Below are 25,017 nucleotides of genomic sequence, written 5' to 3'. Positions count from 1 at the left end.
CGGGTTGTTCTATCGGGAAAACACCGACTCGATCCGATTGCGCCCGCGCTGCTTGGCGTAATACAGCGCGCGGTCGCTGCGGCTCAGCGCCAGCTCCGCGTCGGCGTCCATCGTATGCATGGCGGCTATGCCGATGCTGACCGTCAGCGGTATGGGCTGGCCCTCCGACGAGTAAGGCGTGTCCGCGATGCGCCGCTGCACGTTCCTGGCGAAGACCTGCGCGCGTTCGATGTCGGTGTCGGGCAGCACGACCGCGAACTCCTCGCCCCCGATGCGCCCGACCAGGTCGATCTCGCGCAGCTGGGCGCGCAGCATCTTCGCGAAATGCTGCAGCACGCCGTCGCCGATCGCGTGCCCCCAGGTGTCGTTGATGTGCTTGAAGTGGTCCAGGTCGCACATCAGCACCGCCGCGCAGCGGCTGCCGTGTCCCTTGATCCGGGCCAGCTCCGCGGCGATGCGCGACATGAAATGGCGGCGGTTGGGCAAGGTGGTCAGGGCATCGGTGGCGGCCAGCTCGCGCAGTTCGAATTCGGCGCGCTTGCGGTCGGTGATGTCGGTGACGAAACCATGCCAGATCACCCCGCCGTCCGCGTCGCGCCTGGGGCTGGCGTCGCCCTGGCGCCAGCGCACGCCCTGCAGCGGAAGGCAGACCCGGAACTCCAGGTGCCATGGCGCCTGCGCCGCCGCGGCGGCTTTCAGCGACGAGTGGTAGACGGCCAGATCGTCCGGGTGGACGCGCTGCTCGATGGCCGTGGTGCTGGCCCGCACGTCGTCGGCCGTGAGTTCGAACATGTCCCAGATGCCGGCGCTGACGTATGAGAACCACGACCCGCCCTCCGGCACCGGCCTGCTCTGGAAGACCAGGCCGGGCACGGCGTCCGTCAGGTTGACGACCAGATCCGCCGTGCGCTGCAGGCGTTCCGACATGGCGCGCACCGCGCTGATGTCGGTGGTGGTGCCCATCATGCGCAGCGCCCTGCCCGCCTCGTCCCGGCTGACGACCTTGCCGCGGCTGCAGATCCACTTGTAGCTGCCGTCCTTGCAGCGGATCCGGTGCTCGACCTCGTAGCTCTCGGTCTTGCCGTCGAAATGGTCTTGCATGGCGGCGCGGACGTAATCCAGGTCGTCCGGATGCAGGCGCGTGTAGGCGTCTTCGATGCGGCAGGACAGCTCGGATTCGCCGTAGCCCAGCAAGGCCTTCCAGCCCGGCGAATACGTGATCTCGCCCGTAACCACGTTGCGGTCCCAGACGCCGGTGCCGCTGCCGGCGATGGCCAGCGACAGCTTGCGGGCCTCGTCGCGCCAGGAGTCTTCGTCCGCCCGCTCCAGCGCCAGCGCCTGGCGCTTTTCCACGGCCATGGCCGCGAGGCCGGCCAGATCCCGCAGGGCCTGGCGCTCTTCGTCGGTGAGATGGCGCGCCTGCCCGTGCAGCAGGCGGATGGCGCCCAGCTGGCGGCCGTCGGCGGCGCGCACGGGGCATTCGGCGGTGAAGGGGAAATCAGGGGCGGCGGGCGGCGCGCCGGCCTGCGCCTGCCAGACTCCGTCGGCGTCGCTGCAAGCCACCAGCGCCATGTCCACGCCGAACAGCCGCCTGGCCAGGCGGGCCAGCTTGTCCAGGGGGCCGTCGGGTTCGGCTTGCACTCCGCCCGCGCTGTCGACTGGCGCCGGAGTTGGGGAAGCGTCACCTGTAGCGGGCATTTCGGAACCTGATCAATACGGGATTCATCGGTGTAGCCATGCCTAGGCCGTGGATGACATTTTGTCACGTTCCGCACCAAAATTGCATCATTTTGGAAGATATGATCGCCGCCCCGTGACACCCCCTGGTTCGCGCCCGCCGCCGGACCGTTCAGCTCGCCTTCGGCCGCGTGTCCACCGCTAGGCACAGCAGCGCCGTCACCAGGGCCAGGCCCACATGCCCTATATACAGCGGCGAGAAATCGGCGTGGCTCACCGCGCCATGCCCCAGTAGCAGCACCGTGATCGCCACACCCAGCACGCCGCCGATCTGGCGCGTGGCCTGGTTGACCGCGCTGCCCACCGCATAGTGCTGGGCCGGCAGGCGGTTCACCGCGGCGCCGGACAAGGCAGGCAGCACCATGCCCACACCGATGCCGCTGAGCAGCAGGCCGGGCAGCCAATCGCGCAGGTAGGCGGGCTCAGCGCCCGGCGCCAGCAGGAACCACAGTCCGCTGGCCGCATAGACCAGCGCGCCGCCCACCAGGAACGGCCGGTGTCCCATCCGCGCCGCCAGCCGGCCGGTGACGATCGCAGTCGGCACCACCAGCAGCGGGCCGGGCGTGACGGCCAGTCCGGCTTGCGGCAGGCTGTAGCGCCACACGCCCATCATGTAGAAGAAAAAGGCGAAGAACATCATGGCGAACGCGATGCCGAAGCTGAAGGTGGCCAGGTTCACATAGCGATAGGTCCGGTGCTTGAACAGCGCCAGGTCCACCAGCGGATGCGGCGTTGCCCGGGCCCACGCCACGAAGGCGACCAACGCAATCACGCCCACGGCGGCCGCCACGGCCAGCTCGCCGCGCCGCCACGCCGGCGACTCCGACTGCACGATGGCCAGGGCCAGCGCGCCCACCCCCACGACCAGCAGCGCCATGCCCACCCCGTCCACGCGGCGGCGGGCGTCGGGCCGCACGGATTCCTTGAGCAGGCCCGCGCCGAACCACAAGGACAAGGCGCCCAGCGGCAGGTTGATGTAGAACGCCCACGGCCAGCCCGCGACGTCCACCACGAAGGCGCCCAGGCTGGGCCCGACAGCCGCCGCCAGTCCGCCCACCGCGCCCCACAGGCTCACCGCCACCGAGCGCTGCGACGCCGGGAACGCCGCCAGCACGATCGACAAGGAGGCGGGCAAGAGCAAGGCCGCGCCGATCGCCTGCAACACGCGGGCGGCGATGAGCCACCCCTCGCTGCCGGCCAGCCCGCAAGCCGCCGAGGCAGCCAGGAACAGCACCACCCCGCCCATGAACATGCGCTTGCGGCCGTGCGTATCGGCCAGCCCGCCCGACGGGATCAACATGGCGGCGAAGACCACCGTGTAGGCATTGAGCACCCACGACATGTCCGCGGCGGAAGCCTCGGGAAAGCCGTCGCGCAGCGCGCCGAACGCCGCATAAAGCATGGTGCTGTCCAGGGACACCAGGAATACGGCGATGCTGGCGACCCAGAAGACGGGCCAGGGGGACGCGGCGGCCGGGGCGACGCCTGTCGGCGTAATAGCGGGAGGCGTCGTGGCGGAGGGAGAGGTGGAATCCATGATGGCGCGTTCCTCCGGCTTACAGATAGACCGCCGGGCTGGCGGACAGGCCCTGCTTGACCTGGCGCGTCTGCTCGTCAGCCAGCACCTCTTCCTCGCCGGCTTCCAGCGCGTCCAGCGCCTGGCGCACGATGGCCTCCGGGGTGGACTTGGGCGCGTCGATGCCCTGGGTCAGGTCGGTGTCCACAAAGCCCATATGCAAGCCCAGCACCTGGGTCTTCTGGGCGCGCAGCTCCTGGCGCAGCCCGTTCGTCAGCGCCCAGGCGGCGGACTTGCTCATGGCGTACACGCCCAGCAGCGGGCCATTGATCCAGCTGGCGATGGACAGCACGTTCAACACCGCGCCCCCGCCGTTCGCGGCCAGCACCGGCGCGAAGGCCCGCGCCACCAGCAGCGGGCCGAACAGGTTGGTGTCCAGGTGACGACGGGCCGATTCGACGCTGTCGGGCGCCAGGAAGCCGCCCGTCACCGCGATGCCGGCGTTGTTGATGATCAGCGTCGCATCCTTCGCCAGCGCGGCGGCGGCCGCCACCTCGTCCGGATGGGTCACGTCCAGCCTGATCGGCTCGACGCCGGCCAGCGTGATGGCGGACGGATCGCGCGCGGCGGCATAGACCTTGCGGGCTCCGCGGGCCAGCGCCTCGCGGGCGAAGGCCAGGCCCAGGCCGCGATTGGCCCCGGTGATGAGTACGACGGCGTTCTTGAGTTCCATAATGGGCATTCCTTGGTCGGGCGGTTGTGCGGCGGATGAGCCGGGGTTTCCTTACTTGCAAATATGATGATCATCATATTTGTGTGCGGCAAAAAGGCCGCGCAAGACGGCCTTGGGAAAAACATTCAGTGGGACGGGCTGCCGCCCTCGTGGTCGTACTGGTCCAGGACCGCCTGGCGTGCCGACGCCAGCACGGCGCGCCCCTGGGCGTTGTCGCCCAGCGCCCGGGCCAGTTGCAGGGCGCCGACCAGCGTGCTGGTCACCGCCACCGCGGCGTGCTCGCCGGCGCCGGCGGGCAATACCCGCTGGATGCCTTCCAGCAGGCGCTGCACCCGGCTGGCCGCGACCTCGCGGACTTCGGGCGACTGGCGGGGAATTTCAGAGGCCAGGGCGGAAACCGGGCATCCGCCCTCGCAGCCCGCAAGATGGGCCTCGCCCAGATAGGTGTCGACCCAGGCGCGCAGCGGGCTGGCGCCTTCGGCGCGGCGGCGCGCCATGCCCTGCGACAGGCGGGCCGCGCCATCCTTGCCGGCGCGATCCATCGCGGCCGCCAGCAAGGCGTCGCGGGACGGGAAATGCGCATAGAAGCCGCCGTGGGTCAGGCCGGCTTCCTTCATGACATCCGCCACCCCCACCCCCGAATACCCCTCGCGCCGGATCACGCGCGCGGCCGCGTCGACGATGCGTTCGTGGGACAGTTCCTTGCGGCGGGAGGCAGCCATGTTTGCGGCACCTTAAATATGATGAACGTCATATTAATGCCGCGATTATCCGGAACGCAAGACCCGGCCCCGTATTTATTTCAGCGCCAGGCCTCGGGCTCGACGCTGACCTCGCCCTTATCGGCCGAGAAATACACAATGCCGTCCGAGATATTGGCATTGAGCTGCATCGTGCGCTCGGCCAGCTTGGCCAGCGCGCGCGTCTGGTCCGAAGGCAGATTGATCACCTTCAGGTTGCGCGTGCGCTCCAGCTTGTTGCGCACGCCATCCCACCAGATCTTGCTGGCCGAGCCGCCGTAGCAGTAGACGATGACTTCGTCCGCGCGGCCGCAGGCGCGCAGGATGCGGCGCTCTTCGGGCTGGCCCACTTCGACCCACAGCTTGATCGCGCCGGTCAGGTCCTTGACCCACAGGTCCGGTTCGTCCGTGTCGCTCAGGCCCTTGGTGAACGACAGGTCCTCTTGCGCATGCAGCGCGAAAGCGACCAGGCGGACCATCATGCGTTCGTCGGTTTCCGAGGGATGGCGGGCGACCGTCAGCGTATGGCTGCCGTAATAGTGGCGGTCCGTGTCGGCGACGTTGAGTTCGGCCTTATAGATAGTGGCGCGCAGGGCCATGGCAAAAATCCGTTGAAAATAGCGAATTGCGTAAAGGCCGCCATGATACCGCCTGCGGCGGCGCGTCCCTACCTCCCTACCTGGTGTCAGACACCCACGAACCGCGGTGTCTGACACCGGAGCGATCACGCTTTCGCTGCCGCCGGGCGGCGCTACACTTTCCGGACGCCCGCAATCCAAACACCATCCCGACCATGACCGCCACCGCCGCCCTGCTTGCCTTCACCCTGGCCGCCGCCATCCTCACCATCACGCCCGGCCTGGACACTGCCCTGGTGCTGCGCACCGCCGCCGTCGAAGGCGGACGGCGAGCCCTGATGGCCGGCCTGGGCGTCTGCGCCGGCTGCCTGATTTGGGGCGCCATCGCCGCGCTGGGCCTGGGATCGCTGCTGGCCGTGTCCACGCTTGCCTATGACACGCTGCGCATCTGCGCCGCCGCTTATCTGTTCTACCTGGGCGCCAAGCTGCTCTGGCGTACGCTGCCCGGCCGCGGGTCCGGCGCCGGCATACCGCCAGCCGGTATGCCCGCAGCCGCCAGCCCTCAAGCCCAGGCTGCTCCCGTCCCGGCCAGCGCCAGCGCCACCGGCTGGTTCCTGCGCGGCTGCCTGACCAACGCGCTGAATCCGAAGGTCGGCATCTTCTACATCACCTTCCTTCCACAGTTCATTCCCGCCGGCGCCGACGTGCTGCGCTTCAGCCTGCTGCTGGCCACGGTCCACGCCATCGTGGGCCTGCTCTGGTTCGCCCTGCTGGTCGCCGCCACCCGCCCCCTGGCCCGCTGGCTCTCCCGCCCCGCCGTCATGCGCGGCCTGGACCGCGCAACCGGCGCGGTCTTCATCGCATTCGGATTGAGGCTGGCGCTGGAGAAGCGTTAGGCGAAAAAAAAACGCCAAGGGCGCGAGACACGAAAAGCAGGCGACATCCGGCACCCGCAAAGATCCATTTCAGCCTGCCACGTCGTTTAGGGTGTCAGACACCTTCGTAATGGTGTCAGACACCTTCGTTTCACGGTGTCTGACACCGTCACGCGGACGGTGGAGCGTCTGGCGCCGGGGCGGCCCAAGAACCCAAACCAGCAACAAGCAACGAGCAACAGCCAAAGGCACCACCCCTCACCCAGCCGCGTCAATAAACCCCAACCGCATGCCGAGCCACGAAATGCCCCTCCCCGACAGCCACCAGCGGCTCCACCAGGGGATCATCCCCCAGCTTGCGCATCGGGCTGGGAATCTCATCCACCAGCAACGACCGCTCCCGATGCCGCCGCTGCGGATCCGCGATCGGCACCGCCGCCATCAGCTTCTTCGTATAGGGATGCTGCGGGTTCTCGAAGATCGCGCGGCGCGGCCCGATCTCCACGATCTGTCCCAGGTACATCACCGCCACCCGGTGGCTCACGCGCTCCACCACCGCCATGTCGTGCGAAATGAACAGGAACGACACGCCCAGCTCGCGCTGCAGATCCAGCAGCAGGTTCACGATCTGCGCCTGGATGGATACGTCCAGCGCCGACACCGATTCGTCCGCGATCACCACCTTGGGGTTCAGCGCCAACGCGCGCGCGATGCAGATGCGCTGGCGCTGCCCGCCCGAGAACTCGTGCGGATAGCGGTCGATCATTTCGGGCAGCAGCCCGCACTTGTCCATCAGCCAGCGCACGCGCTCCTGCGCGGCCTTGCCGCGCGCCACGTTGTGGATCAGCAGCGGCTCCATGATGGAATAGCCCACCGTCATCCGCGGATCCAGCGACGCGAACGGATCCTGGAAGATGAACTGGATATGCTGGCGCAGCGTCTGCATCGCGCTGCCGCGCAACGCGCCGATGTTCTTGCCGTCGAACTCGATCGAGCCGCTCTTGCTCTTGACCAGCTGCAGCAGCGAACGGCCCGTCGTCGTCTTGCCGCAGCCGGACTCGCCCACCAGCGACAGGGTCTCGCCGGGATAAAGGTCAAAACTGACCTTCTCGACCGCATGCACGCGCTTTTGCACCCGGCCCAGAATGCCGCCGGTGATATCGAAGCTGGTGGTCAGGTCGCGCACCTTCAGCACCGGGCCGTTCTCGCGGCGCACGGTGGAAGCGGCCGCCACGGGCGTATCCACCAGCTTGCCGGGATCGGCCACGCGGGCGGCTTCGTCCAGCTTCAGCAGCGGGAACGGCGCGGGCTCGTCCGTGCCGTGCATCGCGCCCAGGCGCGGCACCGCCGACAGCAGGGCGCGGGTGTAGGCATGCTGCGGACGCGCGAAGATGCCGTCCGAACCGCCCTCTTCCACCTTGTCGCCGCGGTACATCACCAGCACCCGGTCGGCCACCTCGGCCACCACGCCCATGTCGTGCGTGATGAAGATCACGCCCATGTCCATTTCTTCCTGGAGCTGGCGGATCAGCTGCAGGATCTGGGCCTGGATGGTGACGTCCAGGGCGGTCGTCGGCTCATCGGCGATCAGCAGCTGCGGCTTGCAGGACAAGGCCATCGCGATCATCACGCGCTGGCGCATGCCGCCCGACAACTGGTGCGGATAGCGGTCCAGGATGGCGCGGGCCTCGGGGATGCGCACGCGCTCCAGCATGCGCAGCGTTTCCGCGCGCGCGCCGGCGGCGTCCAGCCCCTGGTGCAGCTGCAGGGCCTCGGCAATCTGGTTGCCCGCCGTGAAGCTGGGGTTCAGCGAGGTCATCGGCTCCTGGAAGATCATGGCCACGTCGGCGCCGCGCACGCGTTGCAGCGTGGAGTCCTGCGCGTTGGCCAGGTCCAGCACGTCGCCGCTGCGCCGGCGCAGCAGCATGCCGCCGTTGACGATCTTGCCGCCGCCATACTCCACCAGCCGCATCAGCGCCAGCGAGGTCACGGACTTGCCCGAACCGGACTCGCCCACGATGGCCAGGGTTTCGCCGCGATCGACGTGGAAGGAGACGTTGCGCACCGCTTCCACGGTGCGCTCGGGCGTCTTGAAGCGCACGGTCAGGTCATTGACCTGCACGACGCGTTTGGGATCCATTGTTGCCATAGTGATCATTTTTCCTGACGCGGATCGAGCGCGTCGCGCAGCCCGTCGCCCAGCAGATTGAAGCCCAGCACCACCAGGAAGATCGCCGATCCGGGGAAGATCGACATCCAGGGCGCCTGGGTCATGAAGTTCTTGGCCGTGTTCAGCATCGAGCCCCACGACGGCGTGGGCGGCTGCAGCCCAAGTCCCAGGAAGGACAGGCTGGCCTCGGCGATGATGGCGGTTGCGATCGTGATGGTGGCCTGCACGATCAGCGGCGGCATCACGTTGGGAAACACGTGCCGGCCGATGATGCGCAAATCGGACGCGCCCAGCGCGCGGGCGCTCTGGACGTAGTCTTCATTCTTGACCGCCAGCACCTGCCCGCGCGTCAGGCGCACGAACTTGGGCGCGGCGGACACGCCGATGGCGATCATCGCGTTGGTCAGGCTGGGCCCCAGGAAGGCGGCCAGCGCGATGGCCAGGATCAGGAAGGGAATGGCCAGCAGCGCCTCGGTGGCGCGCGAGATGATGCTGTCGGTCCAGCCGCCGAAGTAGCCGGCGGCCAGGCCGAACGGCACGCCCACGACCAGCGCGATCAGCACCGACACCAGGCCGGCCATCAGCGAGGCGCGGGCGCCGTAGACCATGCGGCTGAAGATGTCGCGGCCCAGTTCGTCCGTGCCCAGCCAGTAGGACGCCGACGGCGCCTTGCGGATGGTGGTGAAGCTGGTCTGCAGGGGGTCGTGGTTGGCGATCAGCGGGGCCAGGACGGCCAGCAGAACGAAGAACAGCACGATGCCCAGGCCGAGCATCGCGATGTGGTTGCGCTTGAACTTGCCCCAGGCGCGATTGCGGCTGCGGGGCGGCGTGACGGCAGCGGCCGTTGCAGGAATTGCGCTCATGAGTGCCTCAGGCGGGGATTGACCAGGATATACAGGATGTCGGCCAGCAGGTTCATCAGGATGAAACCCACCGCCACGCAGAGCACCACGCCCTGCACCACCGCGTAGTCGCGCGTGAAGACGGCGTCGACCACCAGCTTGCCGAAGCCCGGGATCGTGAAGACCTGTTCGGTCAGCACGGCGCCCGCCAGCAGTTCGCCGAACAGCAGGGTCACGAGCGTGACGATGGGCATCAGCGCATTGCGCAAGGCGTGGCGCAGCACCACGCGACGCGGCGACACGCCCTTGGCGCGGGCCGTGCGCACATAGTCCGCGGACAGCGCTTCCAGCATGGAGGACCGCGTGTGCCGCATCAGGTAGGCGGCGATCGCGGTCGACAGCACCAGCGAAGGCATCAGCATGGTCTTGATCGACAGCCAGAAGTCCTCGGACGGCGACACATAGCCCGAGGCCGGCAGCAGCTTCCACTGCACCGACACGACCATGATCAGGATGATGCCCAGCCAGAAGTTGGGGATGGACATGCCGGACAGCGCGGCGATGTTGGCGCCCATTTCAACGGGCTTGCCCTTGCGCACGGCGGCCACGATGCCCATGGGTATGCCCACCAGCAGCGCGAAGAACATGGCCATGGCGGCCAATTGCAGGGTGACGGGCAGCTTCTGCGCGATCAGCGTCGTGACGGGCACGTCGGTGCGCAGGGACTTGCCCAGGTCGCCTTGCAGCACCTGCCCCGCCCAGGCGGCGTATTGCATGGGCAGCGGATCGTTCAGCCGGTATTTGTCGCGCAGGTAATCCAGCACGGCAGGATCGCGTTCTTCTCCGGCGAGGGTCAGGACCGGATCGCCGGGCAGGATTTTCTGCAGCATGAAGACGATCATCGACACCAGTATCAGTGTCGGTATCGCGACGATCACGCGGCGCAAGATGAGTTTAAGCATGTGGGAAACCGTAAGACAGGAACGACGGACGGCGCCGGCCGGACTTGGCGCGACACGCGCCCGCCGCAAAGAACGACCGGACGCGCAAGGCGCGTCCGGCCAGCGCGGCGGAGAACCGCCGCGCCATTATCACTTCTGTGCGAAGGTCACGCCCTTCAGGCGGATCATGCCGTCCGGGTAGGGCGTGAAGCCCTTGACCTTCTTGCCCATGACGAACGGCCACGGCTGATAGTAGTTGTACACGCCGGGCAATTCGTCCTGGATGATGGCCTGGGCCTGGTCGTAGATGGCGCGGCGCTTGGTCTCGTCGGGCACGGTGCGGGCCTGGTTCAGGAGCTTGTCCAGTTCCGGGTTGCAGTAGTGGCCGTCGTTCAGCGCGCCCTTGCAGGTCACGAAGGCATGGACGTTGCCGTCGGGATCGACCCGGCCGGACCAGCCCAGCATCACGATCTGGAAGTTGCCGCCCGAGGCTTCCTTTTGCAGGGCGGCGTATTCCGTGGGGCGCAGGGACAGGTCGAAGCCCGCCTCCGCTCCCATGGCCTGGACGATTTCCGCGATGGACGAGGTGGTGGTGTTGTTGCCGAACACCAGCTCGGCCTTCACGCGGTCAAAGCCCGCTTGCTTGAGCAGGGCTTTCGCCTTGGCCGCGTCGCGCTGGGTCGCCGGGAACTTGTCGCTGTGGTAGGGGCTGGCGGGCGGGAACGGCTGCTGGGCCGGTTCGAAGATGCCGCCGCCGGCCACTTCATTGATGGCGTTGCGGTCGATGGCGTACTGGAACGCCTGGCGCACCAGCTTGTTCTTGAACGGATTGTCTTCGGCGCGCTTGCCGTTGGCCACGTTGAACATGAATTGCTGGAAGCCCAGGCCGGCCACCGGCGCGAACGTCAGGCTGGCGTCGTTCTTGACCTGCGGGGCGTCCGAAGGATTCAGGCGTTCCAGCATGTCCAGGTCGCCGGCGCGCAGGTTCGACAGGCGCACGGTGGTGTCGGGGATGGGCAGGAAGGTCACGCGCTTGAAGGCGTAGTCCTTCGCGCCGTAGTACTGGTCGAATTTCTCGAGCACGATGCGGTCGTTCTGGATGCGTTCGACGAACTTGTACGGCCCCGAGCACACGGGCTTGCGGCCCACGGCGGCCACGTCGTCCGAGAAGGTCTTGGGCGACAGCATCATGCCGGCGCGGTCGGACAGCTGGGCGAGCAAGGTCGCGTCCGGCTCCTTCAGGGTCAGCACCAGCGTGCTGGCGTCCGGCGCGTCGACCTTTGCCACCGAGCGCAGTTCGCCCTTGCGCAGGCTGTCGGGCAGGCTCATGGCGCGTTCCAGGTTGGCCTTGGCCGCGGCCGCGTCGAACTTGCTGCCGTCGTGGAACAGCGCGTCTTCGCGCAGCTTGAAGGTCAGCACCTTGTTGTCGTCGCTGAACGACCACGACGTGGCCAGCTGCGGCACGAAATGCAGCTTGGGATCGATGTCCACCAGCTTGTCGCACAGCGACGTGAACACGATGCGGCCCACATAGGTTCGGGCGCGGTGCGGATCCAGAACGTCCGGATCTTCCTGCAGGCCGATCCGGATGTTCTGGGCGCTTGCGGCGCCGGCGGCCAACGCCAGGAGGCTGGCGCCGAAGGTCAAGGTCAAGCGTTTCATTGTGTTTATTCCCCTTGTTGCTGCATTGCCTGATATTTAGAAGCCCACGGCCTGGCCGTCGCGCCGGCTGTCGCTGGCGGCGACATAGCCCAGTTCGTTGTCGTTCTCGGACATGCGCCAGATGAACTGGCCGGCGCCGAAGTCCATGTAGGGATCGTCGACGGACTTCAGAGCATGCCCGAGGTCCTTCAGGCCCGCAATGGTGGAGGCCGTCATGTTGGTCTCGATATCCAGCGTGAAATCGCGGTTGACCTTCCAGCGCGGCGCGCAGCAGGCGGCCTGCGGGTTCTGGTGGTAGTCGATCATGCGGACCACGGTCTGCATGTGGCCCTGCGGCTGCATGTCGCCACCCATCACGCCAAAGCTCATGACCGGCTTGCCGCCGCGCGTCAGGAAGCCCGGGATGATGGTGTGGAACGGGCGCTTGCCGCCCTCGACCACGTTGGCCGACTTGGGATCCATCGAGAAGCCCACGCCGCGGTTCTGCATGCTGATGCCCGTGCCCGGCACGACCACGCCCGACCCGAAGCCCATGTAGTTGGACTGGATGAACGAGATCATCATGCCGTTTTCATCGGCGGCGGTCAGGTAGATGGTGCCGCCGGCGTGCGGACGGCCGGCTTCGAAATGGGTGGCCTGGTCCAGGCGGATCAGCTTGGCGCGGCTGTCCAGGTAGGCGTCCGACAGCATTTGCTCGGGGGTGACCTGCATGGCGCGCGGATCGGCCACGTACTTGTACAGGTCGGCGAACGCCAGCTTCATGGCTTCGATCTGGATGTGCTGGGACTGCACCGAATCCACCGGAATATCAGACATATCGAAGCGCTCGACGATGCCCAGCGCGATCAGCGCGGCGATGCCCTGCCCGTTCGGCGGGATCTCGTGCAGCTCGTAGCCGCGGTAGGACTTGGAGATCGGCTTGACCCATTCCGGGCGGTAGCCGCGCAGGTCTTCCAGCGTCATCGCGCCGCCGCATTCCTTGCTGAAGGCGGCGATGCGTTCGGCCAGCTCGCCTTCGTAGAAGTCGCGGCCCTTGGATGCGGCGATGCGGCGCAGCGTGTTGGCGGCGTCCGGGAAGCGAAAGTGCTCGCCGACCTTGGGCGCGCGGCCCTCGGGCAGGAAGGCCTGGGCATAGCCCGGCTGCGACTTCAGCTCTTCGGCGGCGGCGGCCCACTTGTGCGCCACCACCGGCGGCACGGCGTAGCCGCGCTCGGCGATTTCGATGGCGGGTTCAAACAGCTGCTCGAACGGCAGCTTGCCCAGCTTTTCGTGGAGCGCGGCCCAGCCGGCCACCACGCCCGGCACGGTTACGGCGTCCCAGCCGCGCTTGGGCTGGATGGCCAGGCCGTCGGGGCCCGTGCCGTACTTGCGCTTGAAGTATTCGGTGCTCCATGCGGCCGGCGCCACGCCGGACGAGTTCAGGCCGTGCAGTTCCTTGCCGTCCCAGACGATGGCGAAGCAGTCGCCGCCCAGGCCGCAAGAGACGGGTTCGACCAGGACGATCGTGGCGGCGGCCGCGATCGCGGCATCCACCGCGTTGCCGCCTTTGAGCAGCATGCGCAGCCCTGCCTGAGCCGCCAGCGGATGCGACGTGGAGACCACGTTGCGGGCAAACAGCGGGATGCGGACGGAAGGATACGGGTTGCCCCAGTCGAAGGATTTCATGGCGCTTGTCTCATAAGGTTAAGCGGGCGAAGTTACTCTCGTGCTCTAATTAAATCAATTTGATTTTTTGTTCCGTCATAAAAGAAAATTTTATGAGTACGATCCGTTTTCTGCGCACTTTCCTGGCCGTCGCCCACCATGGCTCTTTTTCGGAAGCGGCCGAACAGGTGGCCCTGACCCAGGCCGCCGTCAGCTTCCAGATGCGCTCGCTGGAGGCCGAGCTGGGGCGCGAACTGTTCGACCGCAGCGGCCGCCTTGCCATTCTTAACGCAGCCGGGCGGGAATTGCTACCTGAAATCAAGCACTTGCTCGATTTATACGACAAGATGAGGCTACCCAGCACCGTGCCGGGCGAGCTGGCCGGGTCCGTCTCGGTCGGCAGCATCGTGTCGTGCATGGGCACCCTGTCCAAGGTGATCTCGGGCCTGAAGAAGGCGCATCCCAAGCTGGACGTGCGCATCCTGTCGGGCAAGGCCAGCGAACTGGCGGGCAAGGTGGAAGACGGGGAACTGGACGCGGCGTTCCTGGTGGAAGCCGGCCGCAAGATGGCCAGCACTCGCTGGACCCCGCTATATGAAGAGCAGCTGGCGGTGATCGCGCCGCGCTCGGCGGTGGGCGAGACGGCCCGCCAGGTGCTGGCGGGCAATCCCTTCCTGCGCTTTGACCGCACCCAGCGCACCGGCCTGCAGATAGACCGGCTGCTGCGGCGCCTGGCGGTGCCGCTCAATGAATTCCTGGAGCTCAACGCCATCGAGACGCTGGTGGAACTGGTCCGCCAGGAGGTGGGCGTGACGCTGCTGCCGCTGATCAACGGCGCCAACTGGCAGCACAGCCCCGAGTTGCGGATTCTTTACCTGCCGCAGGACCTGGGCCCGCTGTCCCGCTCCATCGGCATGCTGGAGCGGCGCGAACACGCCCGCCAGGGCATCACGGCGGCGATCTGCGAGGCGTGCGCCACGGCCTTCCGGGCGCGCGACACGCAGACCGCCGCCTGAGCGCTACTCGCCCATCGCCGGATCCGTCACGGACGCGCGGCCCGTTTCGACGCGGCCGGCAAAGCGGCGCAGCCAGGACGGGTCCTCGGCCAGGCGCGCCGTGAAGTCGTACCAGGCATGGCTGCCCGCCAGCGCCCAGTGCTGCTCGACCTGCCCGCCCGCCGGCACGGCGAACGTCCAGCGCTCGTGGTTGGCGTAGTAGGCGTTGGGCGTGACTTCAAAGGTGCAAGGCGTCTTGCCGCTGTTGATGAAGCTGACATAGAGGTCGCCGTTGGCGATGTCGTAGCAGACGCGGACCTCGGCATCCTGCTGCGACGTCCTGTCCAGCGCCAGGTCGCCCGCAAAGTGGCGGTGATAGCCGTTGGGGCCCAGCACCCACAGGTCATACTTGCCGCCGTCCACCGCCGTGTCCCAGCTGCCTTCGAGCTGCTTGTCGGCTTCCACCGTGTAGCGGCGCGGCAGGCGGTCCAGGTGCAGGCGGTCATAGACGTGGAACACCGCCGCCTGCTTGCCCGTGTTGGAGAACACCAGCCACATGTTGCCGGTGGTGGGCTGGCTGCGGCCGCTGGTGTGCAGTTCGTAGGGCAAGGCGCGCGAATGGCGCATGCCCTTCTCCTGCGCCGGCTTGGCCTGGGTGGACGGATCCGGCAGCGGCACGGCGGTCAGCGCTTCCTGCGCGGTGCGTTCCTGATCCGACTCGGAACGGGTCAGGATGTTCAGGTCGGGCAGCGTTTCGTCGTTGGGCGTGGCGAAGTTGAAGGCCGAGGTCAGGTCGCCCAGCACGGCGCGGCGCCACGGGCTGATGTTCTCTTCCTTCACGCCGAAGCGGGCTTCCAGGAAGCGCAGCACGGACGTGTGGTCGAACGCCTGGGAATTGACCCAGCCGCCGCGGCTCCACGGCGACACCACATACATGGGCACGCGCGGGCCGGGGCCGTAGACGCGGTTGTCGGCGGCGTCCTGGGCGGAGGCGTGCGTGTGGCGCTCCAGGTCGGTGTTGACGGTGGAGGCGCCCGCCATGGAGCCGTCGGCGTTCAAGGACGGCGCGGCGGGCGGCGGCAGGTGGTCGAAGTAGCCGTCGTTCTCGTCGAAGTTGATCAGCAGGACGGTCTTGCTCCAGACATCCGGATTGGCCGTCAGCGCGTCGAGCGTTTCCTGGATGTACCAGGCGCCCTGCACGGGGCTGGACGGGCCGGGATGCTCGGAATACGTGGCGGGCGCCACGATCCACGACACCTGAGGCAGCGTGCCGTTTATCGCGTCGTCGCGCAGCGCCTGGAGGAAGCCGCCGTCCGGCATGGTGTTGGCCGTGCCCTTGTAGAGCGGATTGGCGGCGTCCATGCTGGGCGTCCAGGCCGGGTACGGCGCGCCATTGGCGCCGTTGCCGGCCAGGTCGTTGGCGCGGCGGTACTGCTGGAAACCCGCCAGCGGGTTGTCGCCGAAGTTCTCGGGCAGGTTCTGGTAGACCTTCCAGGTCACGCCGTTTTCCTGCAGGCGCTCCGGATAGGTCTTCCAGGTCCAGCCGATGGACGAATCGCCCAGGCTGTCCCACTGGTTGCGGGTGGACGGGCCGTTGCCCTGGGCCAGCGGATCGTTGGTGCCGGTCCAGTGGAACAGGCGGTTGGTGTTGGTGCCGCCATGCGTGGAGCAGTGATAGGCGTCGCACAGCGTGAAGGCGTCGGCCAGCAAAAACTGGAACTCGACCTCTTTCTGGCGGTAGTAGCCCATGGACTGGTTCTGCTTGTAGCGCGGCCATTGGTACATGCGGCCGTCGTCCCAGGCCATCTGCGCGTCCACGTAATCGTGCGGCGTGCCGGCCACGCGCTGGGCGTTGCCCTGCGTGCTGTCCAGGTGGTACGGCATCACCACGCGGGTGGCGTTGGCCTGTTCCCAGACCGAGCGGTTCTGCGGCAGCGGAATGGTGATGCGGTCGCCAAAGCCGCGCACGCCCTTGAACGTGCCGAAGTACATGTCGAACGAGCGGTTTTCCTGCATCAGGATGACCACGTGCTCGACGTCGTTGATCGTGCCGGTGCGGTTGTTGGCGGGAATCGCCAGCGCGCGGCGAATGGCCGGCGGGAACATCGACAGCGCGGTCAGGCCCGCGGTGGAGGCCGCGGCGTTGCGCAGGAAGCGGCGCTTGCCGGCGTGGATCGGGTCTTTTTCGGACTTCACGGATTCTTTTCCTATGGATCTACAGGGAGCGGCTCAGGGCGCGCAGCGCAGTTCGGGCTTGGCCGGGGTGGGCGGCACGGGCGTCGGCGTTTCAGGCTGGCCGCCGTTGTCGGGCGGGCTGTCGTCGCCGTCGTCGCCGCCGCAGGCGGCCAGGGTGGCGGTCAGCATCAGCACCGCGCCGGCGCGCAGGAAACCGCGCAAGATCATCGACATACTCATGGTTTTTCTATCCTTGGGACATCAGGGAAATAGTTCGGAGACGGACTTGCCGGACATCGCCAGGGACTTCACTTCGTCCTCGGTCAGGGCCCGCGACCAGAAGGCCAGGTCGTCGAACTGCATCGTGTACGGGCCCTTGGTGCCGGCGCAGCAGATGCCGTAGGTGCCCTTGCCGTCTTCGTTCAGGCCTATGTGCGGGCCGAACACGCCGGCGATCTGCGTCAGGTTGACGGTGGCGGTCCCTTTGAAGAGGCGCGTGAAGCCCAGCTCGCTGTCGTACCGGTAGGCCACCATGCTCTTGGCGGGCTTATCGATGACCATGGCGATGTAGACCGGCTTGTTGGCGGTGAACTTCACGCCTTCGATGTCGACGCGCGATCCGCCCGCCAGGTTGAAGCGCAGTTCGGGGCCGGCCCACTGCGCGATGGTGATGCCGGGGTTGGCGCCGGAGTTGTAGTCCTTGTTGCCCAGGATGGAGCGGTCGTTGGCGGTGCCGTCGGACTGGTACCAGAAGCCGATGGTGAACGCCTGCACGCTGTCCATGAGGCCGGCCGGGTAGTCCAGCTTGAACGCGCCCAGGGCGGCCGAGCCGCGCTCGTTTTTGAAGCTCTTGCCGTACACGCCCGGGTCGGCGAAAGCCGGCGCCTGCGTGCCGTCGTAGGGCGTGATCGCGCCGCCGCCGGCCGCCACGTCGTTCACGTTGCCTTCGAAGGGAAAGAACATCGTCAGGCCGGTGCGCAGCGAGGCCAGCAGCGGCACGGGCTTGGCGTAGACCACCGTGGCGCGCGCGGCGCTGACCGCGCGGCCCGCGGACACGCTGTAGTTCAGCGCATGCACGCCTTCGGTGTCGAACGTGTAGCCCGTGTCCACATACTCCGTGGCCGTGCCGGGCAGGCGCGCCACTTCCGCGCCGTCGCGGCTGACCACGATCTCGCCGCCGGGCTCGCCCACGCGCACCCAGCTCAGGGTCACGCTCTTGTTGTCCATGGACGTGCGGGTAGCCACGCGGCGCAGCGCCAGGGGTTCGGTAAGCGAGGTGCCGGCCATGTCGTAGGCGGCCGCGGCGGGCAGCGCGTCCAGATGCGCGAGCAGGGTCGGCGTCAGGTCGGCCGCGCCGGGCAGCGCGTACCAGTTGTTGTCCCACAGGCCGTCGAACGAGGCGTCGTCCGCGCTGCCGCCCAAGAGGGTCGGCTGATTGGCGGCCAGCAGGATGGTCTTGTTGGAAGAGAACGGCAGCCCGTCGCTCGCGCCGGTCTTGCCCAGGCCGTGGCTGGACGCCACCACCATCAGCCAGTTCTCGTTGGGATGGTCCGCGCGCCGGTCGGCGATCTGCTTGGCGAGGACGCCGATGGCGGCGTCCGTCTGATGGATGACGGCGTCGTAGGTCGTGCCGAAGCCGCTTTCGGCCGCGGCGCGTTCCGGCGCGCCGAACTGCGCCACCACCATGTCATAGCCTTCGGCGATGCGGTCGCGGGCCTGCGCGGCGACGCAATCGTCCACGCCGGCGCAATCGGTCAGCGATTGCAGATAGCCCGCGTCGCGGTCGCTGCCCACCAGGCCGGCCAGCAGCGACGAATTGAACGCGCCCGCGGCGCGGGCCTCGGGCTGCGCGGCCTTGATGCGCTGGAACACGCTGGGCGCCTTCAGGGCCTGGCCCGGCGCGTTGGAACGCACGCCATGCGCGTCGGCCCACTGGCCTGTCAGCAGGGTGGCCCAGCCCGGCGCGATCAGCGTGGGCTGCTGCGTCGCGCCGCCGGTCACGCCGCCGGTCCAGGCGCGCGTGGCGGTCAGCTGCGCGATGTTGGACAAGGTCTTGTCGGCCACTCCGCGGCGCAGGGCGTCGTAGGTCAGACCGTCGACACCGATGAACAGCACCTTGTCGACGCTGGCCTGGCCGGGTTCGGTCACGGGCGGCTGGGTCGGCGGGACGGCGGCGTCCTCGTCGTCGTCATCGCTTCCTCCACAGCCCGCCAATGCGCTGGTCGCCAGCAACATGGCGCACCATCTTCTCCAACTCAATGTCTGCATCGCTTCTCTTCTCTTTTCATGAACAGGGTCTTACGCTGGCCGACATGGTGGCGGCCCAAGGTGAAAGACCCGTGAAGCAAAGAAGAGAAACCCTGATCGACGGATCAGGATTCTTTTGCGAACGGTGCGAGGCGGAAATTGAAAAGGGTCGGCAGGCCGGTCCTTTGTTGCGCTGGAGAGATCAGCATTGCAGACCTGTCATGAAAGGCCGCTATAGTCGGGCGCGTCGTCTTGTCCCACTGCCCTTTGCGCCCATGCCACTGTCCCTGTCCTTGCGTTCCGCCCTGCCCACGGCGCCCGCCGCGCTGCGCGTCATTGCCGTGCTGGCGCTGGCCGCGGGCCTGGGAGTCTGGGCGTCCATCCTGCTCGCGCCGCGCCCCGGTCCCCTGCCCCCCGCGGTCTCGGCCGCCGCGCCGCGCGCGGCCGACAACACGCCGGTGGCGTTGTGGTTCGGGAAGGATGAAGTCATGCGCACGCAGATCAGCGTGCTGGGCGTGATCGCGGCGGGCCCCGACGGCGCCGCCGTGCTGAGCGTGGACGGCGGGCCGCCGCTGGCATGGCGCGCCGGCGGCGAAGTGGCGCCGGGCATCGTATTGCGGGACATCGCGGCGGACGCCGTGACGGTGGAACAGGCCGGGCGGACTAGCCGCCTGGCGGCGCCGGCGTCAGAGGCTGCGCCGGCGGGGATTGCTCAGGTGAAGTGAGGCGGTGTCAGACACCTGTGAAGTAAGGCGGTGTCAGACACCTGGTGTCTGACACCGGACTGATCAGCGCTTGCGTCCCGCGGGGCGGCCCATTTGCTTGCGGCCGGCCGCGTTGCCCAACGTGGAACCTACCGGCTTCTTGTTGGCGGCAGCCAGCTTCTTTTGTTGGAGCGCCTTCTCCACTAATGCGGCCAAACCCGTCGAAGACTTCTCTTTTGTAGCCATTACCGCTCCTTGTAGAGAGGACATGGTAGCAGGCGGGCGGTTTCCGCCCGCTCGCCCGCTGCGGCGCGCGCCCAGGCGGGCCCGCAGGCGTTTGCCCCCGCGTATGCATTACTGTCATATTTCATGTCCACAATCCCCGGCTTCTACTGAAAGACCGGAGTTGTAAAGTGCGCCACTTACCGCGTGGGCTTGCCCGCCAGCAAGGTTTCACCCTGATCGAGATCATGGTGGTGATTGTGATCATGGGGATTCTGGCTGCGCTGATCGTGCCGCGCGTGCTGGACCGCCCCGACCAGGCCCGCCAGGTCGCCGCGCGCCAGGACATCGCCGGCATCATGCAGGCGCTCAAGCTCTACCGCCTGGACAACGGCCGCTACCCCACCACCGCCCAGGGCCTGCGCGCGCTGGCGCAAAAACCCGAGGGCGTGGCCAACTGGCGCGGCTACCTGGACAAGCTGCCCAACGACCCCTGGGGCCATCCCTATCAATACCTGAGCCCCGGCGTCAAAGGCGATATCGATGTCTTCTCATTCGGCGCCGACAACAAGCCCGGCGGAGAAAACGGCGATGCCGACATCGGTTCCTGGGAACTCTGAGCGCGGCTTCACGCTGGTCGAGGTGCTGGTGGTGCTGGTGATCGTCGCCATCGCCGCCAGCATGGTGAGCCTGTCGGTCGGCCAGGGCGACAACCGCCTGCGCGGCGACGCGCAGCGTCTGGCCGACGCCTTCACCGTGGCGCAAAGCGAGGCCCGCAGCGACGGCCGGCCCATCCGCTGGCTGGCCAACGGCCAGGGCTGGTCGTTTGAACGCCAGGGCCGCCTGCCCGGCCCCAGCGCCGAGGAAGACGCCCCCGTGCCCGCCGACCGGCTGGAGCGCGACGAGGTGCTGCGTCCGCAGGCGTGGTCGGCCAGCCCCGTGCAACTGCGGCTGGACCCGGACCGCCCGCTCATCTTCAACACGGAATGGGTGGCGGCTCCCGTCACGCTGACCCTGCGCGCGGGAGACGCCCGCGTCACCCTGCAACGCGATGCCTCGGGCCGCTATGACATCCGCTGAACCGCCGCGCCCGCTCAGCCGCGAACGCGGCTTCACGCTGATCGAAGTGCTGGTGGCGCTGGCCATCATTGCCGTGGCGATGGGCGCGGCCCTGCGCGCCACCGGCGTCATGGCGGCGAACAACCGCGCCCTGCAGGACAAGACCCTGGCGCTGCTGGCCGCGCAGAACGCGCTGACGCAGCTGCGCCTGGACCAGACCCTGCCGCGCGCCGGCTCCCAGACCGTGCCCTGTCCGCAAGGCGGCCTGGCGCTGCAATGCGAGCTGGTCTTCACGAACTCCATGAACCGCAGCTTCCGGCAGGTCTCCGTCAAGGTGCACGACGCCGCGTCCGCGCGCGAAGGCGCCATCCTGCTGCAACTGGACGGGCTGCTGTCCAGCCTGCGATGACGATGCGCCGCCCCCCGCAATCCCAAGCCGGCTTCACGCTGATCGAAGTGCTGGTGGCGCTGGCGCTGATGGCGCTGGTCAGCCTGATGGCCTGGCGCGGCCTGGCCAGCGTGTCCACCGCGCGCGACCGGATCGAGGCCCAGGCCGAGGACACGGACGCCATCGTCCGCACGCTGGGCCAGATGGCGCGCGATGTCGAGCTTTCCTACAGCGGGCCGGGCTTTGATTCCCCGGGGCTGGACGCGCAGCCCTTCACCAGCGGCCTGCGCCTCTTGCCGCGGGCGGCCGGCGGCCAGACGCTGGAGATCCTGCGCCCCGATCCCGACGGCAACGGGCTGTGGCAGCGCGTGCAATGGCAGGTCCGGCCCGACGGCCTGTGGCGCGCCAGCGGCCCGTCGGCGGCGCGCAGCCCGCTGCCCGCCGCGGCCGGCGGCGCGCTGCTGCTGGCCGGCGTGCGCGCCCTGACGCTGCGCGCCTGGGTGCCGGGCGCCGGCTGGACTGACCCGCGAGCCTCCTTCGCCGCGGCGCCGACCGGCCTGGAGATCACGCTGGAACGCGGCGCCCCGGGCGACCCTCGGCGCTACACGCGCATTCTGGAGCTGCCATGAGGCGCGCTGCACGGCGCGCGGGCGCCTCTCGCGAACGCGGCGCGGCGGTGGTCAGCGCGCTCATCGTCGTCGCCATCGTGGCGGCGCTGACCACCAGCCTCTTCCAGCGCCAGACCGCCAGCACCCGCCGCGTGGAGAACGAAGAGGCCCGCGTGCAGGCCCGCGCCATGCTGGCGGGCGGCATCGACTGGGCCCGGCTGGTCGTGCGCGACCACGGCCGGCGCGAACCGACCACGCGCGGCGACCAGATCTGGGCCACGCCGGTCCTGGACACCCGCATCGAGCGCCCGGGCGACGACCGCGTGGCGGTGTTCTCGGGCCGCGTACAGGACGAGCAAGGCAAATTCAACCTCTACAACCTGGCGCGCAACGGCGTGCCCCAGCCCGAGCAGGAAGAGATCCTGCGCCGCCTGCTGAACACGCAGCAACTGCCCGACACCCTGGCCGCGGGCATCATCGACATCATGGCCGCCGCCCAGCCGCCCGTGCCCGCGGCCGACGCGGCATCCGCGCCGCAAGGCCAGCCCCGCGCCACGCCCGATGCCCGGGCGCCGCTGCCTCGCGGCGTGGACGAAGTGGCTGCGCTGCTGGGCCTGGAGCCGCCCGCGCGCAACGAACTGCGGCGCACGATGACGGTGCTGCCGGCGGCCACCAGCGTCAACGTCAACACGGCGCCCGCCGAAGTCCTCGCCGCGCTGGTGCCCGGCCTGTCGCTCAGCCAGGCGCGCGCCATGGCTGGCGAACGCGATCGCGGCAACTGGTTCAACAACACCGGCGACTTCGCCAACCGGCTGGCGGGCACGGGCATCGAGTCGCCCGCGCCCACCGTCGTCGCCAGCAGCGGCTGGTTCCTGGCCAGCGGCACCGTGGTCTACGAACGGGCGCGCGTCTCCATGCAAGCCCTGGTGCGCAGCGCCCCGCCGGCCGCGCCCGACACGATCTGGACGAGAGAGATTCCTTGAAAAACATCCTGCGCATCGCGCTGCCCGCCCTGGCGGAATTCAGCGCCGACTCGCCCCTGCCCTACGCCTGGTTCGACCGGCGCGGCCGCTGCGCGCGGCAAGGCGAACTGACGCTGCGCGCCATGGGCCATGCCTATCCGCATGCCGCGTGCGAAGCCGTGCTGCATCCCTCGGACGTCATCGCCGCCACGGTGCAGATCCCGGCGGTGGCCCGCGCGCGCTTTGCCGCCGCGGTCCACAGCGCGCTGGAGCCGCTGGTGCTGAGCGATCTGGACGCGCTGGCGATCGGACACGGGCCGCGCACGGCCGACGGTTCCGTGGCGCTGGCCTGGTCGCCGCGCGAGCCAGTGCGCCGCGCGTGGGGACTGCTCAGCGCGCAAGGCCTGCAGGCCCGCGCGCTCATCGCGCCGCAAACCCTGGGCCCCGAAACGGCGGAGCCCCTGCGCGACCCCGCCGATCCGCGCTGGCTGGCGCCCTCGCCTTCGTGGTCGCTGGCCATGCCGCAGCTCGCGCCGGTCCGCGTCTCGCGCTGGCGTCCGGTCTGGCGCTGGGCCGCCGCCGCGGCCGTCGTGTGGATTGCCGGCCTGAACCTGCATGCGTCGCAACTGCGCGGCGAAGCGGACGCCCTGCGCAACGGCATGCGCGAGCAGGTGCTGGCCGCCTTCCCCGACCTGCCCGTGGTGCTGGACCCGCCGCGCCAGGCGCAGCAGGGCCTGGATGGGCTGCTGGCCAATCGCGGCGCGGCCAGCGCCTCGGACTTCCTGCCGCTGGCCCGCGCCGCCGCGCAGACCCTGCCCTTCGCCGCCGACAAGGTGGCGCGCCTGACGTACGCGGACCAGGCGCTGACCCTGCAGCTGGCCGACGCCGGCGAGCAGTCCCAGCGCGTGGCCGAAACGCCCGCGCTGATCCAGCAGGCCGCCGCCCTGGGCCTGAAGCTGGAACGCGGCGACACCGACAACACCTGGCGCATCGTGCGCAATCAACCATGAACCCGCTGCACCGACTGCAAGCCGCGTGGCTGTCCGCCCGCAAGCCCGTGGATCCCGCGCTGGCGCGCGCGCGCCAACGCTATCAGGCGCTGGCTCCGCGCGAACGGCGCCTGGTCGCCGGCGCCGCCCTGCTGCTGGGCGCGGCGCTGGCCTTCGTCATGCTGATCGAACCGCCCTTGAACACGGTGGGCAAGCTTCAGGCCGAACTGCCGGCGCTGCGCGCCCAGGCCGCCGCCGTCGCCGACCTGACGGCGCAAGCCGCGGCCCTGCGGCAGCGGTCCGCCACGCCAGTGGGCGCCATGCCCGGCAAGGGAGAACTGGCCGCCAGCCTGGAACGCGCGGGATTGCCCGCCGGGCAATGGAGCCTGGGCGAAGCCGAAGCCGGCGGCGGCGTGGAGCTGTCGCTGAACCAGGCGCCCTCGTCGGCGCTGCTGCGCTGGCTGGACGGCGCGGGCCGCGACTGGGGCCTGGCGATCACGCAGGTGGACCTGAGGCGCGCCGCCAATGCCAATGGCCGGCCCTTGCCGGGACTCGTCAACGGCAAGGTCACCCTGATGCCGCCCAAAGCCTCCGGGAGCCGCTGATGTCCGCAAGCCGATTCTCGAAGCGCGGCGCCGGACTGCTGCTGGTGGGCGCCTTCTGCGCCGTGGCGGCGGGCGTGGCCGTGCTGCCCGCGCGCTGGCTGCTGGCCCTGCTGCCCGATGACGCGCCCATCGCGCTGGCCGACGCCAGCGGCACGCTCTGGCGCGGCGGCGCCTGGATCGCGCTCGGACATCCGGGCGCGCGGCGCGTGCTGCCGCAGGCGGTGCAATGGCAATGGCGATGGGACGCGATGGCGCTGGACGTTTCGCACCCCTGGCTGCAAGGCCCGCTGCGGGCGCGCCTGGGATGGAACGGGGTGTCGGTGCCCGCGCAGTCGCTGCGCGTCCCGGCGTCCGTGCTGCCCGCGCTGGGCGCGCCGTGGAACACGCTGGCGCCGCAAGGCATGCTGGAAATCAACTGGCAGCCGCTGCGCCTGGGCGCCGCGCTGCCGTCCGGCCCCGTGGCCGACCTGCGCTGGCGCAACGCCGGCACCGCGCTCACACCCGTGACGCCGGTCGGCACCTACCTGCTGCGGGTACAGGGCGGCGGCAAGGCGGGCGCGACGCTGGCCTTGAGCACGGAAAGCGGACTATTGAGCGTGACGGGCCAGGGCAGCCTGAGCAGCCG

At 68.7% G+C, this 25,017-nt stretch carries 25 protein-coding genes; 11 read left to right on the top strand and 14 right to left on the bottom strand.

Annotation, left to right across the window (positions count from 1 at the left end):
* Positions 1 to 9: 9 nt before the first annotated feature.
* From ACFWP0_RS16075 to ACFWP0_RS16055, 5 genes are all read right to left on the bottom strand, one after another.
* Entirely contained in the window at positions 10 to 1,698 is a 1,689-nt protein-coding gene (locus tag ACFWP0_RS16075) for a diguanylate cyclase (RefSeq protein WP_377843652.1), read from the bottom strand.
* 151 nt (positions 1,699 to 1,849) lie between these two features.
* Positions 1,850 to 3,274, bottom strand: coding sequence for an MFS transporter (locus ACFWP0_RS16070; RefSeq protein ID WP_377843650.1), 1,425 nt, complete (start codon positions 3,272 to 3,274; stop codon positions 1,850 to 1,852).
* Positions 3,275 to 3,293: 19 nt separating this feature from the next.
* Positions 3,294 to 3,986: an SDR family oxidoreductase gene (locus ACFWP0_RS16065; protein WP_377843649.1), complete on the bottom strand. Its 693-nt coding sequence runs from the start codon at positions 3,984 to 3,986 to the stop codon at positions 3,294 to 3,296.
* 125 nt (positions 3,987 to 4,111) lie between these two features.
* Entirely contained in the window at positions 4,112 to 4,708 is a 597-nt protein-coding gene (locus ACFWP0_RS16060) for a TetR/AcrR family transcriptional regulator (protein ID WP_377843647.1), read from the bottom strand.
* A gap of 80 nt (positions 4,709 to 4,788) precedes the next feature.
* A complete protein-coding gene (locus ACFWP0_RS16055; RefSeq protein ID WP_377843645.1) occupies positions 4,789 to 5,325 on the bottom strand; it encodes a YaeQ family protein in 537 nt (178 codons plus the stop codon).
* 194 nt (positions 5,326 to 5,519) lie between these two features.
* Here ACFWP0_RS16055 and ACFWP0_RS16050 point away from each other — a divergent pair, with 194 nt between their 5' ends.
* Positions 5,520 to 6,200 carry a LysE family translocator gene (locus ACFWP0_RS16050; protein WP_377843643.1) on the top strand — a complete coding sequence of 227 codons (681 nt, stop codon included), beginning with the start codon at positions 5,520 to 5,522 and terminating at the stop codon, positions 6,198 to 6,200.
* A gap of 250 nt (positions 6,201 to 6,450) precedes the next feature.
* Here ACFWP0_RS16050 and ACFWP0_RS16045 read toward each other — a convergent pair whose 3' ends face one another.
* The 5 genes from ACFWP0_RS16045 to ggt all read right to left on the bottom strand — a co-directional run bounded on the left by ACFWP0_RS16045 (position 6,451) and on the right by ggt (position 13,459).
* Positions 6,451 to 8,319, bottom strand: a complete 1,869-nt coding sequence (locus ACFWP0_RS16045) for a dipeptide ABC transporter ATP-binding protein (RefSeq protein ID WP_377843641.1) — start codon at positions 8,317 to 8,319, stop codon at positions 6,451 to 6,453.
* Between the two features lie 14 nt (positions 8,320 to 8,333).
* A complete protein-coding gene (gene nikC / locus ACFWP0_RS16040) occupies positions 8,334 to 9,212 on the bottom strand; it encodes a nickel transporter permease (protein WP_377843639.1) in 879 nt (292 codons plus the stop codon).
* Positions 9,209 to 10,153 (bottom strand): ABC transporter permease, encoded by a 945-nt coding sequence (locus ACFWP0_RS16035; RefSeq protein ID WP_377843638.1) that lies wholly within the window; start codon positions 10,151 to 10,153, stop codon positions 9,209 to 9,211. The genes nikC and ACFWP0_RS16035 overlap by 4 nt, the downstream gene beginning before the upstream one ends.
* Before the next feature lie 129 nt (positions 10,154 to 10,282).
* Entirely contained in the window at positions 10,283 to 11,794 is a 1,512-nt protein-coding gene (locus ACFWP0_RS16030) for an ABC transporter substrate-binding protein (protein WP_377843636.1), read from the bottom strand.
* Positions 11,795 to 11,830: 36 nt separating this feature from the next.
* On the bottom strand, positions 11,831 to 13,459 hold the full coding sequence (ggt, locus tag ACFWP0_RS16025; protein WP_377843634.1) for a gamma-glutamyltransferase: 1,629 nt from the start codon (positions 13,457 to 13,459) through the stop codon (positions 11,831 to 11,833).
* A gap of 92 nt (positions 13,460 to 13,551) precedes the next feature.
* Here ggt and ACFWP0_RS16020 point away from each other — a divergent pair, with 92 nt between their 5' ends.
* Entirely contained in the window at positions 13,552 to 14,454 is a 903-nt protein-coding gene (locus tag ACFWP0_RS16020) for a LysR family transcriptional regulator (RefSeq protein WP_377843632.1), read from the top strand.
* A 3-nt stretch (positions 14,455 to 14,457) separates the two neighbouring features.
* Here the strand turns inward: ACFWP0_RS16020 and ACFWP0_RS16015 are convergent, their stop codons facing one another.
* Genes ACFWP0_RS16015 through ACFWP0_RS16005 form a run of 3 tightly spaced genes read right to left on the bottom strand, consistent with a single transcriptional unit; the run spans position 14,458 to position 18,843 of the window.
* Complete coding sequence (locus tag ACFWP0_RS16015; protein ID WP_377843630.1) at positions 14,458 to 16,629, bottom strand: phosphocholine-specific phospholipase C; 2,172 nt, start codon at positions 16,627 to 16,629, stop codon at positions 14,458 to 14,460.
* 33 nt (positions 16,630 to 16,662) lie between these two features.
* On the bottom strand, positions 16,663 to 16,848 hold the full coding sequence (locus ACFWP0_RS16010) for a hypothetical protein (RefSeq protein WP_377843629.1): 186 nt from the start codon (positions 16,846 to 16,848) through the stop codon (positions 16,663 to 16,665).
* Positions 16,849 to 16,869: 21 nt separating this feature from the next.
* On the bottom strand, positions 16,870 to 18,843 hold the full coding sequence (locus ACFWP0_RS16005) for an alkaline phosphatase family protein (protein WP_377843627.1): 1,974 nt from the start codon (positions 18,841 to 18,843) through the stop codon (positions 16,870 to 16,872).
* A 287-nt stretch (positions 18,844 to 19,130) separates the two neighbouring features.
* Here ACFWP0_RS16005 and ACFWP0_RS16000 point away from each other — a divergent pair, with 287 nt between their 5' ends.
* Positions 19,131 to 19,580 (top strand): hypothetical protein, encoded by a 450-nt coding sequence (locus ACFWP0_RS16000; protein ID WP_377843624.1) that lies wholly within the window; start codon positions 19,131 to 19,133, stop codon positions 19,578 to 19,580.
* Between the two features lie 63 nt (positions 19,581 to 19,643).
* Here ACFWP0_RS16000 and ACFWP0_RS15995 read toward each other — a convergent pair whose 3' ends face one another.
* Complete coding sequence (locus ACFWP0_RS15995) at positions 19,644 to 19,805, bottom strand: hypothetical protein (RefSeq protein WP_171664370.1); 162 nt, start codon at positions 19,803 to 19,805, stop codon at positions 19,644 to 19,646.
* Between the two features lie 167 nt (positions 19,806 to 19,972).
* Here ACFWP0_RS15995 and gspG point away from each other — a divergent pair, with 167 nt between their 5' ends.
* The 8 genes from gspG to gspN all read left to right on the top strand — a co-directional run.
* Positions 19,973 to 20,401 (top strand): type II secretion system major pseudopilin GspG, encoded by a 429-nt coding sequence (gspG, locus tag ACFWP0_RS15990; protein WP_377843622.1) that lies wholly within the window; start codon positions 19,973 to 19,975, stop codon positions 20,399 to 20,401.
* Complete coding sequence (gspH, locus tag ACFWP0_RS15985; RefSeq protein WP_377843620.1) at positions 20,373 to 20,861, top strand: type II secretion system minor pseudopilin GspH; 489 nt, start codon at positions 20,373 to 20,375, stop codon at positions 20,859 to 20,861. The genes gspG and gspH overlap by 29 nt, the downstream gene beginning before the upstream one ends.
* Complete coding sequence (gspI, locus tag ACFWP0_RS15980; RefSeq protein WP_377843618.1) at positions 20,848 to 21,249, top strand: type II secretion system minor pseudopilin GspI; 402 nt, start codon at positions 20,848 to 20,850, stop codon at positions 21,247 to 21,249. Before gspH ends, gspI begins: the two co-directional genes overlap by 14 nt.
* Positions 21,246 to 21,857: a prepilin-type N-terminal cleavage/methylation domain-containing protein gene (locus ACFWP0_RS15975; RefSeq protein WP_377843616.1), complete on the top strand. Its 612-nt coding sequence runs from the start codon at positions 21,246 to 21,248 to the stop codon at positions 21,855 to 21,857. The genes gspI and ACFWP0_RS15975 overlap by 4 nt, the downstream gene beginning before the upstream one ends.
* Positions 21,854 to 22,819: a type II secretion system minor pseudopilin GspK gene (gene gspK, locus ACFWP0_RS15970; RefSeq protein WP_377843614.1), complete on the top strand. Its 966-nt coding sequence runs from the start codon at positions 21,854 to 21,856 to the stop codon at positions 22,817 to 22,819. Before ACFWP0_RS15975 ends, gspK begins: the two co-directional genes overlap by 4 nt.
* Positions 22,816 to 23,808, top strand: a complete 993-nt coding sequence (gene gspL / locus ACFWP0_RS15965; RefSeq protein WP_377843612.1) for a type II secretion system protein GspL — start codon at positions 22,816 to 22,818, stop codon at positions 23,806 to 23,808. The genes gspK and gspL overlap by 4 nt, the downstream gene beginning before the upstream one ends.
* Positions 23,805 to 24,392 (top strand): type II secretion system protein GspM, encoded by a 588-nt coding sequence (gene gspM / locus ACFWP0_RS15960; protein ID WP_377843610.1) that lies wholly within the window; start codon positions 23,805 to 23,807, stop codon positions 24,390 to 24,392. Before gspL ends, gspM begins: the two co-directional genes overlap by 4 nt.
* Positions 24,392 to 25,017: type II secretion system protein N (gene gspN / locus ACFWP0_RS15955; protein ID WP_377843608.1), on the top strand; the 626-nt coding region annotated here is incomplete at its 3' end. The genes gspM and gspN, both read left to right, overlap by 1 nt.

Origin of the sequence: Achromobacter sp. NPDC058515 (assembly GCF_042721735.1) — a bacterium.
Classification (GTDB): domain Bacteria; phylum Pseudomonadota; class Gammaproteobacteria; order Burkholderiales; family Burkholderiaceae_B; genus Achromobacter.
Note: the sequence above shows the minus strand (reverse complement) of the source record. Positions and strands in the feature narration are given on the sequence as shown.